Annotated in this window: 13 protein-coding genes; 4 read left to right on the top strand and 9 right to left on the bottom strand. The window is 75.7% G+C overall.

Annotated elements, in window-relative coordinates:
• The first annotated feature begins 127 nt into the window (after positions 1-127).
• Both ABZ479_RS19905 and ABZ479_RS19900 read left to right on the top strand, forming a co-directional pair.
• Positions 128-1288 (top strand): exonuclease SbcCD subunit D, encoded by a 1161-nt coding sequence (locus ABZ479_RS19905; RefSeq protein ID WP_500462814.1) that lies wholly within the window; start codon positions 128-130, stop codon positions 1286-1288.
• Positions 1288-4290, top strand: a complete 3003-nt coding sequence (locus ABZ479_RS19900; RefSeq protein ID WP_500462813.1) for an AAA family ATPase — start codon at positions 1288-1290, stop codon at positions 4288-4290. The genes ABZ479_RS19905 and ABZ479_RS19900 overlap by 1 nt, the downstream gene beginning before the upstream one ends.
• On the opposite strand, the gene ABZ479_RS19895 is transcribed toward ABZ479_RS19900, so the two are convergent.
• The gene (locus tag ABZ479_RS19895; protein WP_499600760.1) at positions 4255-4704 is read right to left on the bottom strand and encodes an Lrp/AsnC family transcriptional regulator; all 450 of its coding nucleotides are present in this window, start codon (positions 4702-4704) and stop codon (positions 4255-4257) included. The two genes, ABZ479_RS19900 and ABZ479_RS19895, sit on opposite strands and share 36 nt — an antisense overlap.
• 94 nt (positions 4705-4798) lie before the next feature.
• Here ABZ479_RS19895 and ABZ479_RS19890 point away from each other — a divergent pair, with 94 nt between their 5' ends.
• Positions 4799-5335, top strand: a complete 537-nt coding sequence (locus tag ABZ479_RS19890; RefSeq protein WP_500462812.1) for a rhodanese-like domain-containing protein — start codon at positions 4799-4801, stop codon at positions 5333-5335.
• An 18-nt stretch (positions 5336-5353) separates the two neighbouring features.
• Here ABZ479_RS19890 and ABZ479_RS19885 read toward each other — a convergent pair whose 3' ends face one another.
• The 5 genes from ABZ479_RS19885 to ABZ479_RS19865 form a co-directional block, all read right to left on the bottom strand.
• The gene (locus ABZ479_RS19885) at positions 5354-6163 is read right to left on the bottom strand and encodes an ATP-grasp domain-containing protein (protein ID WP_500462811.1); all 810 of its coding nucleotides are present in this window, start codon (positions 6161-6163) and stop codon (positions 5354-5356) included.
• Between the two features lie 42 nt (positions 6164-6205).
• A complete protein-coding gene (locus ABZ479_RS19880; protein WP_500462810.1) occupies positions 6206-6748 on the bottom strand; it encodes a GNAT family N-acetyltransferase in 543 nt (180 codons plus the stop codon).
• On the bottom strand, positions 6745-7692 hold the full coding sequence (locus tag ABZ479_RS19875; protein WP_500462809.1) for an ATP-grasp domain-containing protein: 948 nt from the start codon (positions 7690-7692) through the stop codon (positions 6745-6747). The genes ABZ479_RS19880 and ABZ479_RS19875 overlap by 4 nt, the downstream gene beginning before the upstream one ends.
• A 215-nt stretch (positions 7693-7907) precedes the next feature.
• Positions 7908-9584, bottom strand: coding sequence for a DUF885 domain-containing protein (locus ABZ479_RS19870; RefSeq protein WP_500462807.1), 1677 nt, complete (start codon positions 9582-9584; stop codon positions 7908-7910).
• 48 nt (positions 9585-9632) lie between these two features.
• Positions 9633-10115, bottom strand: a complete 483-nt coding sequence (locus tag ABZ479_RS19865; RefSeq protein WP_500462806.1) for an Lrp/AsnC family transcriptional regulator — start codon at positions 10113-10115, stop codon at positions 9633-9635.
• Positions 10116-10174: 59 nt separating this feature from the next.
• Here ABZ479_RS19865 and ABZ479_RS19860 point away from each other — a divergent pair, with 59 nt between their 5' ends.
• On the top strand, positions 10175-11350 hold the full coding sequence (locus ABZ479_RS19860; protein ID WP_500462804.1) for a trans-sulfuration enzyme family protein: 1176 nt from the start codon (positions 10175-10177) through the stop codon (positions 11348-11350).
• Here ABZ479_RS19860 and ABZ479_RS19855 read toward each other — a convergent pair.
• The 3 genes from ABZ479_RS19855 to ABZ479_RS19845 form a co-directional block, all read right to left on the bottom strand.
• Positions 11304-12674: a GNAT family N-acetyltransferase gene (locus ABZ479_RS19855; RefSeq protein ID WP_500462803.1), complete on the bottom strand. Its 1371-nt coding sequence runs from the start codon at positions 12672-12674 to the stop codon at positions 11304-11306. The two genes, ABZ479_RS19860 and ABZ479_RS19855, sit on opposite strands and share 47 nt — an antisense overlap.
• A 76-nt stretch (positions 12675-12750) precedes the next feature.
• Entirely contained in the window at positions 12751-13311 is a 561-nt protein-coding gene (locus ABZ479_RS19850; protein WP_500462933.1) for a DUF1990 domain-containing protein, read from the bottom strand.
• Positions 13312-13485: 174 nt separating this feature from the next.
• Complete coding sequence (locus tag ABZ479_RS19845) at positions 13486-14199, bottom strand: hypothetical protein (protein ID WP_500462802.1); 714 nt, start codon at positions 14197-14199, stop codon at positions 13486-13488.
• Positions 14200-14249: the final 50 nt, after the last annotated feature.

The raw sequence follows: 14249 nt of genomic DNA, 5'->3' as shown, positions 1-14249 counted from the left end.
GACGCGTTGACAGTGGTGGCGGATAGCCTGCTGTCGAAGCGCACGGGACCGGTGGGGACGCCGGGGCCCGTGCGGAGCATGCGGAACGTGAGCCGGAGGAACGGAACATGCGGGCGGGAGAGCCACGGTGAGGTTGCTGCACACCTCCGACTGGCATCTGGGGCGGTCCTTCCACCGGGTCGGACTCCTCGAGGCCCAGGCGGCGTTCGTCGACCACCTGGTGGCGACGGTGCGCGCGGAGCGCGTCGACGCCGTCCTCGTGGCCGGCGACGTCTACGACCGGGCGCTGCCCTCGCTGCCCGCCGTCGAACTCTTCGACGACGCGCTGCACCGGCTCGCCGGTCTCGGCGTGCCCACGGTGATGATCTCCGGCAACCACGACTCCGCCCGCCGGCTGGGCGTGGCCTCCGGCCTCATCGACCGCGCCGGGATCCACCTGCGGACCGACCCGGCCGGGTGTGCAACGCCGGTCGTCCTCGCGGACGCGCACGGGCCGGTCGCCCTGTACGGGCTGCCGTACCTCGAACCCGCCCTGGTGCGCGAGGAGTTCACCCTCGACCGGGCCGGGCACGCCGAGGTGCTGACCGCCGCGATGGCACGGGTCCGCGCCGACCTGGCCGCGCGCCCCGCGGGCACCCGCTCGGTCGTGCTGGCCCACGCCTTCGTCGCGGGCGGCGCGCCCAGCGACAGCGAGCGCGACATCACGGTCGGCGGTGTGGCGGCCGTCCCCGCGGGCGTCTTCGACGGCGTCGACTACGTCGCCCTCGGCCACCTCCACGGCTGCCAGACGATCTCCGAGCGCGTGCGCTACTCAGGCTCGCCGCTCGCCTACTCCTTCTCCGAGGCCGACCACCGCAAGAGCATGTGGCTGGTCGACCTCGGTGCCGACGGCTCCGTGACCGCCGAGCGGGTCGACTGCCCCGTCCCCCGGCCGCTCGCCAGGATCCGCGGCCACCTCGAGGAGCTGCTGGCGGACCCGGCGTACGAACGGCACGAGGACTCCTGGGTCGAGGCCACCCTCACCGACCCGCACCGCCCGCACGAGCCCATGGCCCGCCTGCGCGAGCGGTTCCCGCACGCACTCGCGCTGGCCTTCGAGCCCGAGCGCGTCGACGACGACCCCCACGCCTCGTACGCGCAGCGCCTGCGCGGCCGCACCGACCGCCAGATCGCCGAGGACTTCGTGACCCACGTCCGGGGCACCGCCCCCGACGCCGCGGAGCGGACGGTCCTGCGGGACGCGTTCGACGCGGTCCGCAGCGACGCCGCACGGGCGGAGACCGACTGATGCGCCTGCACCGTCTGACCCTGACCGCCTTCGGGCCGTTCGCCGGCAGCCACACCGTGGACTTCGACGAGCTGTCCGCCGCCGGGCTCTTCCTGCTGCACGGCGCGACCGGCGCCGGCAAGACCTCCGTGCTCGACGGGGTGTGCTTCGCCCTGTACGGCGGCGTCCCCGGCAGCCGGCAGGGCAACCGGCTGCGCAGCGACCACGCGGAGGGCGACACGCTCACCGAGGTCGTGCTCGACCTGACCGTGGGCGGCCGGCGGCTGGAGATCACCCGGCGGCCCGAGCAGCCCCGCCCCAAGAAGCGCGGCACGGGCTACACGATGGAGAAGGCCGTCACCCTGCTGCGCGAGCACACCGCGGGGGAGTGGCGGGCGCTCAGCAAGTCCCACCAGGAGGCCGGCGAGGAGCTGAAGCAGCTCATCGGCATGAGCCGGGAGCAGTTCTGCCAGGTCGTGCTGCTGCCCCAGGGCGAGTTCGCGACGTTCCTGCGGGCCACCGCCACCGAGCGGGCCGCGCTGCTCGGCAGGCTCTTCGACACCCGCCGCTTCAAGGCCGTCGAGGAGTGGCTGCGGGCCGAGCGCAGGGCCGCCGAGCAGCGGGTCGCCGCCGGGGACGGGGAGCTGCTGCGGCTCGCCGAGCGCATGGGCCAGGCCGCGGGGGACGATCCCGACGCCCTCGCCGGGCCGTCGCCGGACGGCGTCGCCGCCGGCGACCCGGAACTGGCCGGGCACATCCTGCGCTGGGCGGCCGTCCTGGCCACCACCGCCTACGAGCGCGTCGACGCCGCCGACCTCGCGGTGACCGCCGCGGAGGCCGCGCACGAGCAGGCCCAGCGCGAGGCCGAGGAAGCACGCGAGCTCGCCGCACGGCAGGGCCGGCACGCGGCCGCCGGGCGCCGCACCCAGGCCATGGCCGGCGAGCGTGAGGCCCGCGACCGCGAACAGGAACTGCTGGCGACCGCGGAGCGGGCCGCGACCGTGGTGCCCGCACTGGAACTGCGCGAGCGCGCCGCCACCCGGCAGGCCGGCGCGGCCGCCGACGAGCGCACCGCCCGCGCGGGCCTGCCCACCGAGCGGTACGAGGCGGGCGACGAACAGCTCGCGGAGTACGAGAACCGGCTCCGGGAGGAGCTGGGCTCCCTCGCCGACGCCGGCCGGGACGAGCAGCGCGCCGCCGAACTGGCCCACGACCGCGGGCGCGTGGAGCGCGAGGCCGCCGAGGACGAGCGGCTGATCGCCGACACGGCCGGCTGGCTCGACGGCTGGGAGGCCGAACGCCTCGGCCGTGAACGGGCCGTGGACGCCGCCCAGTCCGCCGCCACCCGCGCCGCCGAACTGTCCGGGGCCCTCGACCGGGCCCGCCGCCGCCGCGACGCCGCCCGGGAACGCGACACCCACGCCACCGCGCTGCTCGCCGCGCAGGACCGGCTGCGCGCGGCACGCGACACCGCCGCCGACGCCCGCGACCACTGGCAGGACGTCCGCGAGGCCCGCATCAACGGCATCGCCGCCGAACTGGCCGCCCGGCTCAGCCCCGGCGAAGGCTGCCTGGTGTGCGGTGCCACGGAGCACCCCCACCCGGCCCGCCCCACCGGTCACCAGGTGGGCCGCGCCGACGAGGAGGCCGCGCAGGAGGCCCAGCAGCGGGCCACCGCCGCCCGGGACACCGCGCAGGAGCAGGTCGTACGCCTCACAGCGGCCCGCGACGCGGCCCTGGCCACCGCGGGAGCGGAACCGGAGCCCGAACTCGCCGCCGCGCACGCCGCGCTGGAGGAGGAGTACCGGGCCGCCGCCCGCGCCGCCGCGGAAGCGCCGCAGGCGCGCCAGGCGCTCGACCGGGCCCTCGCGGAGCACGCCCGGCGTGCCGCCGACCGCAACGAGGCCGGGCAGCGTCTCGCCTCCCTCACCACCCGCCGGGAACTCCTCGACCGGGAGGACGCCGAGCTGGCCGCCCGGCTGACGCGGGCCCGCGGCGCGTACGCCACCGTCGCCGAACGCCGTAGCCGGCTCGCGGCCGACGCCCAGCGCGCGGCGACCGCCGCGGCGGCGGCCCGCGCCGCGCAGGAATCGGCCCGCGCGCTCAAGGAGGCCGACTCCGACCTGGCCGACGCCGCCTACAAGGCCGGCTTCCCCACCCCCGAGGCGGCGGCCGCCGCCGTGCTCCCCGGGACGGAACTGCGGCGGCTGCGGCAGCGAGCGGAGGAGTGGCGCCGCGAGGAAGCCGCGGTCACCGCCGAACTCACCTCGCTGGAACTGGCGGAGGCCGCCGCGCTGCCCCCGGCCGACCCCGACGCCGCCCGGCGCGCCGTGGAGGCCGCGACCGCACGGCTGCGCGGCGCCGCCGCCCGTCAGTCCGCCGCGCACACCACCCGCGACGCCCTCGACCGGCTGCGCGCCGAGGCGACGCGCGGCACCAGGGCGCTGGCCCCGGCCCGCGAGGAGTACGCGCGGCTGCGGCGCCTCGCCGACCTGGCCACCGGCGCCGGCGAGAACACCCTGCGCATGGAGCTGGAGACCTATGTGCTCGCGGCCCGGCTGGAGCAGGTCGCGGCCGCGGCCAGCGCCCGGCTGCACCGCATGTCCTCCGGGCGCTACACCCTCGTCCACACCGACGCCCGCGCCTCGCGCAACGTCAAGTCGGGCCTCGGGCTGATGGTCGTGGACTCCTGGACGGGCACCGAGCGCGACACCGCCACGCTCTCCGGCGGCGAGACCTTCTTCGCCTCCCTGGCCCTCGCCCTCGGCCTGGCGGACGTCGTCACGGACGAGGCGGGCGGCGCCCGGCTCGACACGCTCTTCGTCGACGAGGGCTTCGGCAGCCTCGACGAGCAGACCCTCGACGAGGTGCTGGACGTCCTCGACGGGCTGCGCGAACGGGACCGCGCCGTCGGCATCGTCAGCCACGTCGCCGAGCTGCGGCAGCGCGTCCCCGCCCAGTTGCAGGTCGTCAAGGGACAGCGGGGGTCAGCCCTCCGCCACCGCACGGCGGGGGAGCGGTGAGGAGTAGACGACGTTCGTCGTCACCGGACCGAGGCCCGAGACACGGCCGGTGACCTCCTCCAGGTGACGCATGGAGCGGGCGGTGACCTTCATGACGAAGCAGTCGTCGCCCGTGACGTGATGGGCCTCCAGGATCTCCGGGGTCGACTCCAGGAGGTCGTGGAACGGCTTGTAGTTGCCGTGGGGGTAGCGCAGCCGGACGAACGCCAGGATCGGGCGCCCGGTCCGCTCCAGGTCCACCACGGCCGTGTACGCCGTGATCACGCCCGCCTCCTCCAGCCGCCGGACCCGCTCGGTCACGGCGCTCGGGGACATCGACACGGCACGCGCCAGCTCGGCGTAACTGGCCCTGCCGTCGCGCTGCAGGGCGTCCAGGATGCGCCAGTCGGTGGCGTCGAGGGAATCCACGGTCATACCCCCTGGCTACCAGGGAAATTCCCGGCCGGGCAAGGCGGACACCGGGGAACGACCCTTCAGGCGGCGGCCCGCGGTTCGTAGATTTACCGCCATGACGACACCGACCGCCGCCACCGCCGCCCCCGCTCCCACCGCCGCCCCCGCTCCCACCGCCGGCAACCCCGTGCTGCGCGTGCCGCCCGCGGCTCCCGCCGAGGCCGCCGCGTACTTCGCCGCGAGCCTCGCCTTCCACACCGACGTGTCCGACGTCGCGGCCGCCCTCGCCACCGCGGCGGAGACCGGCGCCGCACCCGGATTCGTCGTCGTCGACTCGCGCTCCACCGAGGCCTGGGAGCAGGGCCACGTCCCCGGCGCCGTCCACCTGCCCACCGCGGACGTGCCGCGGCTCGCCGCGGCTCTCCTCGACCGCGACGTGCCCGTCGTCGTCCACTGCTGGGGCCCCGGCTGCAACGGCGCCGCCCGCGCCGCGCACGCCCTGGCCGGCCTCGGCTACCAGGTCAAGGAGATGCTCGGCGGCATGGAGTACTGGATCCGCGAGGGCTTCGCCCACGAGACGGCCGACGGCACCGTGCGGCGCGCCGCCGACCCGCTGACCGCCCCGGTGGGCGCGGACGACTGCGGCTGCTGAGGCCGCCGCGGGGCTGCCTCAGCGCACGACGGAGACGGCCGGCCGCAGGAACCGGCGGTCCCGCGGCGCGACCCCTGCGAGCGGCGCCGCCGCCCGCAGGACGACGTCCAGCGCGGCGTCGGCGTCGCAGGCGTAATGGCCGCTCGCCCAGGCCGCGTTGGCCTCGACCACCGCCCAGCCGTCCGCGGTCCGGCCGACGTCGACCACGACCGCTCCCGGCAGCTCCGGCACGCCGGGTGCGAAGAGCCGTGCGGCGAAGTCCCGTACCTCGGCGGCCGGTCGGTCGCCGTCCAGCGGCGCCACGTCCAGCTCGCCGCGGGTCGCGTAGCGGCTGCCCGTCACCACCTCGCCGTCCAGGAGGAACAGCCGGTACTCGACGGCGAACGCCACGATGTCGCTGACCAGCACGGGAGCGTCGTCGTCGACCGCGTCCGGGCCGGGCAGACCGCTGCCGTCGGGATACACCCTGGCCGGGAAGCTCTTGTCGTTCGGCGGCTTCATGAAGGCGGGCCGGCGCAGCGCGCGGGCCTCGGCCAGGGTCGTGAACCCGACGTTCCGCCCGACGAGTTCGAACGGCAGCCGTGCCAGCCAGTCCTCGTCCGCCTCCAGCAGCCCCAGGCCCAGGTCCCCGGCGACGGCGTCGGCGAACAGCGGCCCCGCGTACAGCGAGGGGCCCACCGTGCCCGCCGCGTCCTGCGGCACCCGCCACGTCGGGAGGGTGCGGGTCGCCATGCCGCGCCGGCGGGCGGCGGCGGCCAGCGCGTGGCCGGTGGCGGTCACCCGGGGCGACAGGAAGAGGGTCCGGGGCGTCGGGGGCGCGGTGTTCACGGTCCCGATGGTGCCGCAGCGGGCGGGTGCCGCGACAGCCGATTACGCCGGCGCGGCCTGGCCGACCGGCCGCAACTCGTACGCCCACTGGGCGTCGCGGTCCGCGATCCGCCCGAAGCCCGCCCGCTCCAGCACCCGTTGCGAGGCGCCGTTGCCCGGGTCGGTGGTCGCCAGCACGGAGTGCACCTCGGCACGGCTCAGCGCCCACCGGGACAGCGCCAGCACCGCGTCCGTCGCCCACCCGGCGCCGCGTGCGGACTCCGACAGGTCGTAGCCGATCTCCACCTGCCCGTCGACGGCGGAGGGCGGGCCGTGGAAGCCGATGCCGCCGAGCGCGAGGCCGTCCCGCGACCGCTGGATCACGAACAGCCCCCACCCCGGGGCGAACACGCCGGCGGCCGCCGCGATCGTCGCCATCCCTGCCGCGATGATGGTCCCCTCGCCCGGCCCCCCGTCGATCCACTCCAGCCCGGCCGGCTTCCCGTCGGCCAGCTGCGCCGCATCGTCCGGCGCCTGCTCGCGCAGGGTCAGCCGGCCGTGGCTGAGCACCAGGCGGCCGTTGGCGCGGGAGGCCTGAGGGATCATCGGGCGGCACCGTTTCGCAGCGGGGATCGGTCGGACGGGTCGCCGTGGGACGGGACGGGTCCGCCGCGTTCGCCGGCCAGGGCGGAGAGCGCGGCGGCGAGCACCGTCGGTGAGGCGCCGGCGGGCAGGTCCGAGACCTGCCCGTCGCCGACCTCCACCACCCGCCACCGGCCGTCCTCGTGCAGCGCCAGGTCGGTGGTCACGAAGGGGCAGCCCAGCTCGCGCACCAGGGGGCGTACCGCCTCCAGGTCCGGTGCCGGACGCAGCTCCGGGGTGTCCGGGTGAGCCGTGACGAGCGCGGGTTCGCCCCCGGTCCACCAGACCCTGGCCTCGCCGGCCGCCGTGACGAAGGGCTCGAAGGCCCGGACGACGACGCCGCCCGTGAGGTCCTCTCCCTGGAGCGCGGCGAAGCGGGCGACGACCGAGGCCAGACGCCCGGTGTCCGCGAGCGCGGGGACGTGGCACGCCTCGTCCCACTCGTGCTTGCGGGACTTCACGTAGTCCTTGACCACGGCAGGGCCGCCGCCGAGGGGCGCGGTCGCCGCAGCGAGCTCCGCCGCGCCGGGAGGCGTCCCGCCGGGGGCGACGGGCAGCCACGTGCTGAGCGGCGTGTGCCGGGCGAACGTCCCGTACCAGCCGGGAAGCTCGTGCGCCCGTCGGTACTGCCCGGGAGAGGTCCCCAGGACGACGTTGCGTTCGGCCAGGGCCGCGGCCAGCGCGGCGTACCGCTCCGAGGACATCATCCACCCCCGGTACCAGGCGGGTCCCGCACCGCGGGGGACGCGTGAGCAGGCGGCGGTGGCGTCGCCCGCCAGCAGGGCGTCGTGGTCCACCAGGGCCACCTCGTGGCCGAGCGCGCGCACCGCGTCGGCCTCGGCCGCGAAGTGCGCGTCGACGCGGCGCGGCCGCAGCGCGTCGGCGCAGAAGACGAACAACACCCCCATACCCGCACCCTATCCGTCCGGCCTCGCCGTCGGCAGGCAACCTGTCGCCGACCTGTCGGGGGCGGGCGCCGACCCGTCGGGGCGGGCGCCGCCAGGAGACCGTGGACCGCGCCGGCGGTGGGCGTGCGGCCGGTCTTCCCCGCGTACCGGCCCCCGGGCACGCAAGGGGTGGCGGGGCCGACCCGGGCCCCGCCACCCTGCGCACCGCCCGCTCGCTACAGCTTCGAGAGCTCGTCGACGAGGTCGTCCAGGCCCAGGGAGCCCTGCGACAGCGCGGCCATGTGCCAGGCCTTGGGGTCGAAGGACTCGCCGTGGGCCTTGCGTGCGGCCTCGCGGCCGGCGAGCCAGGCGCGCTCGCCCAGCTTGTAGCCGATGGCCTGGCCCGGCATGCCGAGGTAGCGGATGATCTCGCTGTCCAGCATGGCGTCGCTGAGGCCGTTGAAGCGCCCGAAGAACTCCCGTCCCAGCTCCGGCGTCCAGGTCTCGCCCGGGCGGTAGGGGCTGTCCTGCGGGATCTCCAGCTCCAGGTGCATGCCGATGTCCAGGATGACGCGGGTGGCCCGCAGCATCTGCGCGTTGAGGTACCCGAGCCTGCGGCCCGCGTCCGTCAGGAAGCCGAGCTCGTCCATCAGGCGCTCGGCGTACAGGGCCCAGCCCTCGGCGTTGGCGCTGACCTGGCCCAGGGTGGCCTGGTAGCGGCTGAGCCGGTCCGCGACGTACACCCACTGCGCGAGCTGCAGGTGGTGGCCGGGGACGCCCTCGTGGTACCAGGTGCTGACCAGGTCCCAGACGGGGAACCGCTCGCGGCCCAGGGTGGGCAGCCAGGTGCGGCCCGGGCGGGAGAAGTCCAGCGACGGCGACGTGTAGTACGGCGCGGCGGCGCTGCCGGGCGGGGCGATGCGGGACTCGACGCGCTTGACGGGCTCCGCGAGGTCGAAGTGGGTGCCGTCGAGCGCCGCCATGGCCTCGTCCATCACCCCCTGCAGCCACTCGCGGACCGCGTCGACGCCCTCGATGGCCTCGCCGGCCTCGTCCAGGTGCGCCAGGGCCTCCATCGGGGTGGCGCCGGGCAGCACCTTCTCCGCCTCGACGCGCATCTCGGCCTCGATGCGCCGGAACTCCTCCCAGCCCCAGGCGTACGCCTCGTCCAGGTCGAGGTCGGAGCCCGTCCAGTAGCGGGCCCAGCGGGCGTAGCGCTCGCGGCCGACGGCGTCGGAAGTGCCCTCCACAGCCGGGGCGTAGCTGTCGCGCAGCCAGTCGCGCAGGCCGGCGACGGCGGCGGTGGCCTCGGCGGCGCCCGCGTCCAGCTCGGACCGCAGGGCCTGCGGGCCCTCCGCCACGAACTGCGCGAACCAGCTCGCCCCCGCGTCCTCGCCCAGCCACTCGCCGAGCTGCTCCACGACCGTGGTGACCTGGCGCGGTCCGGCCGGCAGCTTGCGGGAAAGGCCCTCCTCCAGGGACGCCCGGTAGCCCGCCAGGGCCTCCGGGACGGCGCGCAGCCGGGCGGCGACGTCGGCCCAGTCCTCGTCGGTCGCGGTCGGCATCAGCATGAAGACACCGCGCACCGAGTGGACGGGGGAGTGCAGGTTGCTCACGGCCCGCAGGCCCTCACCGGCCTCGTGCACGGCCAGCTCGGCGGTCAGCCGCTCGCGCAGCAGCCGCGCGCAGCGGCGCTCGTCGTCGTCCGGCACCTCGGCCGCGTCGATGTCGGCCAGCGTGCGGCGGGCCAGCTCGGCCTGGGCCTCCAGCCCGGCCGGGGTGAAGTCGGGGAGCCGGTCCTGTCCGGTCCGCACCCCCAGGTACGTGGCGGTGATGGGGTCGAGTTCGGTGACCGCGTCGACGTACGCGTCGGCGATCCGGCGGGGCAGCGCGCTGCCGGTGGTGTCGGGCATGGTCACATCCTGGTACGGAGCGGCCCGCTCCGTCATCACCATTGACGATCATATTCCTGACGTGGGCGGGAGCAGCGGGCCGCAGTCCCAGTGCTGGAATATCAACCGGGTCTCCACGCGGGCGACTTCGGGCCGCGAGGTGAACTCGTCGACGACCAGCCGCTGGAGGTCGCCGGTGCTCGCGACGGCCACGTGGACGAGGTAGTCGTCGGGCCCGGTGAGGTGGAACAGGGCCCGGGACTCCGGCAGCGCCCGCACCCGTTCCGCGAAGGGGCCGATCAGCTCGCGGCGGTGCGGCCGCACCTGCACCGCCAGCAGCGCCTCCAGCGGCCGTCCGAGCCGGGCCGGGTCCACCCGCAGCTCGTGGCCGAGGATCACTCCCGTACGGCGCAGCCGGGCGACCCGGTCCAGGCAGGTGGACGGCGCTACGCCGACGGCCGCGGAGAGGTCCTTGTACGTCGTCCGTGCGTCGTTCTGCAGCAGCCGCAGAATCTCGAGGTCGACCGGATCCAGAAGCACAGAATCGGACATCGGCCGAAGTTAACACGGGCTGCTGCCGCTACGTGCCGGTAGCTGTTCAGCATCGGGCCATGGACACGACAGCATCGGCGCCCACCCGCGCCCTCGCCACCGAGGCTGTGCACGCCGGCCGCGAAGACCTCGCCGACCTCGGTCTGCACGCCGTTCCCCTGGACCTGTCCACCACCTACCCCTCGCGGGACAGCCGCGCCGAGGCCGCCCGCCTGGACGACTTCGCCGCGACGGGCGCCGCACTGACCGGCCCGCCGGTCTACTCGCGGCTCGACAACCCCACCGTCGCCCGCTTCGAGACCGCGCTGGCCCGCCTGGAGGGCGCCGAGGCGGCCGTGGCCTTCGCCAGCGGCATGGCCGCCCTCACCGCGACCCTGCTGGCCCGCGCCTCGATGGGGCTGCGCCACGTGGTGGCCGTCCGCCCGCTGTACGGCTGCAGCGACCACCTGCTGACCGGGGGCCTGATCGGCACCGAGGTGACCTGGACCGATCCGGCCGGAATCGCCGACGCCATCCGCCCCGACACCGGCCTGGTGATCGTGGAGACCCCCGCCAACCCGACGCTGGCCGAGGTCGACCTGCGGGCCGTCGCCCACTCCTGCGGCGAGGTGCCGCTGCTGGTCGACAACACCTTCGCCACGCCCGTCCTGCAGCGGCCCCTGGAGAGCGGCGCCAGGATCGTGCTGCACAGCGCCACCAAGTACCTGGGCGGCCACGGCGACGTCCTCGGCGGGATCATCGCCTGCGACGAGGAGTTCGCCCGCGTGCTGCGCAAGGTCCGCTTCGCCACCGGCGGGGTGCTGCACCCCCTCGCGGGCTACCTGCTGCTGCGCGGGCTGTCCACGCTGCCGGTCCGGGTGAGGTCCGCCTCGGCGACGGCGGCCGCGCTGGCCGAGCGGCTGGCCGCCGACCCACGGGTGGTGAAGGTGCACTACCCGCGGATCGGCGGCGCCATGGTCGCGTTCGAGGTCCAGGGCGACCCGCACGAGGTGATCGCCGGGGTCCGGCTGATCACCCCGGCGGTCAGCCTCGGCAGCGTCGACACCCTCATCCAGCACCCGGCCTCGATCAGTCACCGCATCGTCGACGAGGGCGACCGGCACGACTCCGGCGTCAGCGACCGGCTGCTGCGCCTGTCGGTCGGGCTCGAGGACGTCGAGGACCTCTGGGAGGACCTGGACATCGCGCTCAGCGCAGCGACGCGCTCGCGCCGGCCGGTGACAGCGTCGCGGTGATGACCAGCGTGCCGTCCTCGACCTGGTAGTCCAGCGGCAGACCCAGGCGGCGCATCGTCGCGACCATCCCGGTGTTGGTCGCCCGGGTCACCGCGTACACGCTCTCGCACCCCGCGTCGACGGCCTGGGCGACCAGGCGGCGCAGCAGTTCCAGGCCGATGCCGCGGCGCTGCCAGGTGTCCTCGACCAGCAGGGCGACCTCGGTCTCGTCGCCGTCCCACAGCAGGTGGCCGAGGGCGACGAGCCGGCCGGAGACCGTCTGCACGGCGAGCGTCCGCCCGAAGCGGGGGCTGAGCAGGTGGGTCAGGTAGCGGTCCACGTCCGCGACCGGGCCGTGGTAACGGCGCGCCAGCGTCGCGCTGGAGCAGCGGTCGTGGAGTTCGCGGGCGGCCTCGAGGTCCTCGGGGCCCGCCCGGCGGACGCTGATCTCGTTGCCCTCCGGCAGGGTGAGGACGGCACGGCCGTCCGGCAGCCGGGCGCCGAGCTGCGCGTCGAGTTCGACGAGGGCGCGGGCCCGGGCGAACTCGGTCGGGGTGAACGGGAGGTAGGCGCGTTCCACGGTCACGGTGCCGCCGGCCGGGTCGCGCAGCCGCATGACCGTGCCCTCCAGGACGTCCTCGGCCGGGTCGGGGCCGGCCGTGCCGGGCGGGGTGGACCTGATCGTGCAGCGGCCGAACAACTGGCGCAGGGCCAGGGGCAGTTCGGCGGCGTCCATGGCGGTGCGGGTGGCCAGGCCCAGCACCCGGGTCGGGGTGTCGACGAGGTCGTGGGCGTCGGCCCGCTCGATCCAGGTGTCCCGCCCGCCGCCGTCGGCGACGGCCCGCGTCAGGTCGCCCGGCGCGAGCGCGGCCGGGGCGCGGACCAGGAAGTCGTCCACGGTGCCCTCGGCCAGGGGGTGGGTCTGGAGCGTGAGGATGTCCACGTCCCGCCCGGCCAGCGCGGCGCAGAGGGCGGCGAGGCTGCCCGGGGTGTCCCGCACGGTGGTGCGGACCCGCCACAACGTGGTTCCCGCGTCGGGCCGTTCGTCGGCGGAGCTTTCCCCCGGCTCCGTCGTACGGTCCCCGGCGTGGCTCCCGTCGGGTGGGGGAGAATGAACGTGCCGGCGTGCCCACCATGTGTGGAAGCCGGCGGTCGCGCCGAGCGCGGCGGCCGACAGGCACAACAGGGCGGGGCCGTCGGGGGCGTGCCCGACGAGGTTGGCGATGAGGTCGGCGGTGGCCACGGCCACGAAGAGCGCGGCGAGTTCGATGACGTCGCGGCGCCAGTGGTGCTGCCGCCGCGCGAGGGCGGCGGGGGCCGCCGTGGCGGAAGTCAGTTCTCGCATGCGAACACCATGCCGAACTGGTGTTGCGTGAGCACGAACGCGTTGTGACCGACGGGTAAAGGGTGTCCCATGTCGGTTAACTCCCCCTTTCAACAGTTCCGTCCTGCGACAACCGGCGCAGGCACCGGCCGTAGCGGCGCGCGATGCCACGCTGAGTGACGCGTCCCAAGGGGCCCAGTAGACCCACGTACCACGCCCCCGGTCCACTGAAGGCCGTGACATCAAGCCACACGGACCCGTCCGGCGCGCGGCTCACCACGAAGGCCTCCTCACCGCGTTCCGGGTGACCGGGGAGTGTCCCGTACGCGAACCCCACGCGCTCCGGGCCGCGTTCGGCCCACACCACCTCGCACGGCGCGCGCAGCGGCCCGATCCGCAGCGGCACCCGTACGCCCGGTGCCGCGTCGGGGGTACCGGCGGGCACCCGCAGTCCGGTCGCCCGGTGCATCCGCCAGTCCATCAGCGCCCGTCCGGCCGCGGCCAGCACTTCGGGGCCCTCGCCGAGCCGGATCCGCTCGTGCAGGCGGTGGAACCCCGGCGGGGTCGGTCCGCCGGTCCGGGTCACCCCGACCTGCTCGTAGGTGAAATCACCCGCCACGACGCCGTCCTCCCGGTCTGTCGGGACGCCGCGGAGCACCCTCCCCTGGTCGCCCCACGAGGTCTGGAAATCGCCGTATTGCCCGGTCGATTTGCACATGCTAAGCCCCGCGGGGTGCCCGCCGCCCGGCGACACGACGTCCTTCGCACCCCGCTTGTCGTGCACGGCCGCGGAGTCCGCGGCCGCCCGTGGGCGCGGCGCCGCGGGCGAACGTCAGAGCCCCGGGCCCTCCGGGCCCGGCGGGACGCCGCGTGCCACTCCGTACGGCGTCAGCGCGAGCATCCCCGTGCCGCGCACCGGGGTCTCGGGGGTGAGGCTCATGGGGCTGGGGCCGAACGTGGCGGCGATGTCGGGCGCCATGTCGAAGGTGGCCCACTGCCACTCCTGCTCGTCCTTTTCGCTTTCCTCAGCCGCGTCCCACTCCGCGGACAGCCCCAGCTCCACCCGGCGGGCCCGTTCGTGGGGAAGGGGGTCGCCGAGGGTCAGTAGCTCGTCCTCGCCGTCACCGGTCTCGCAGTAGCGCCGTACGACCTGGCCGGCCTCGGCCACCAGCCACGCCGATCCGTCGTTCCGGGCGCCGTAGTAGTAGGCCTGTGCCCGGCCGTAGCGGCCGCTGAGCGCCGTGCACAACTGGAGGACCTCCTCGCTGCGTTCGATGTCGCAGGGGTTGCACCAGTCGCCGAGGACGAGGGTCCAGCCGTCGAGCTCCGGGGAGACGTAGACGCGCGCGCCACGGATCCCGTCCTCGCCCGCCCCGCCGTGGGCGTCCGCGTCGAGCACCGCGAACGCCTCGGCGAACCCCACCGGCCTGGGGTGGGCGAGGCCGAGCACGTCGATGAGTCCGGCCTGGTCGCCGGTGGGCACGGCCAGCCAGTAGTTCCAGCAGGTGATCAACGGCTCGGGGCGGTCCCCGTCGTGTGCGTGCACGGGGACACCCTGCCAGGCCCGTCGCGCGGCCCCCGACGGGGTGCGGCGGG

Origin of the sequence: Streptomyces sp. NPDC005722, from assembly GCF_040630935.1 — a bacterium.
GTDB lineage: Bacteria > Actinomycetota > Actinomycetes > Streptomycetales > Streptomycetaceae > Actinacidiphila.
The sequence above is the reverse complement of the archived record's forward strand: the minus strand, read 5'-3'. Positions and strand labels throughout refer to the sequence as shown.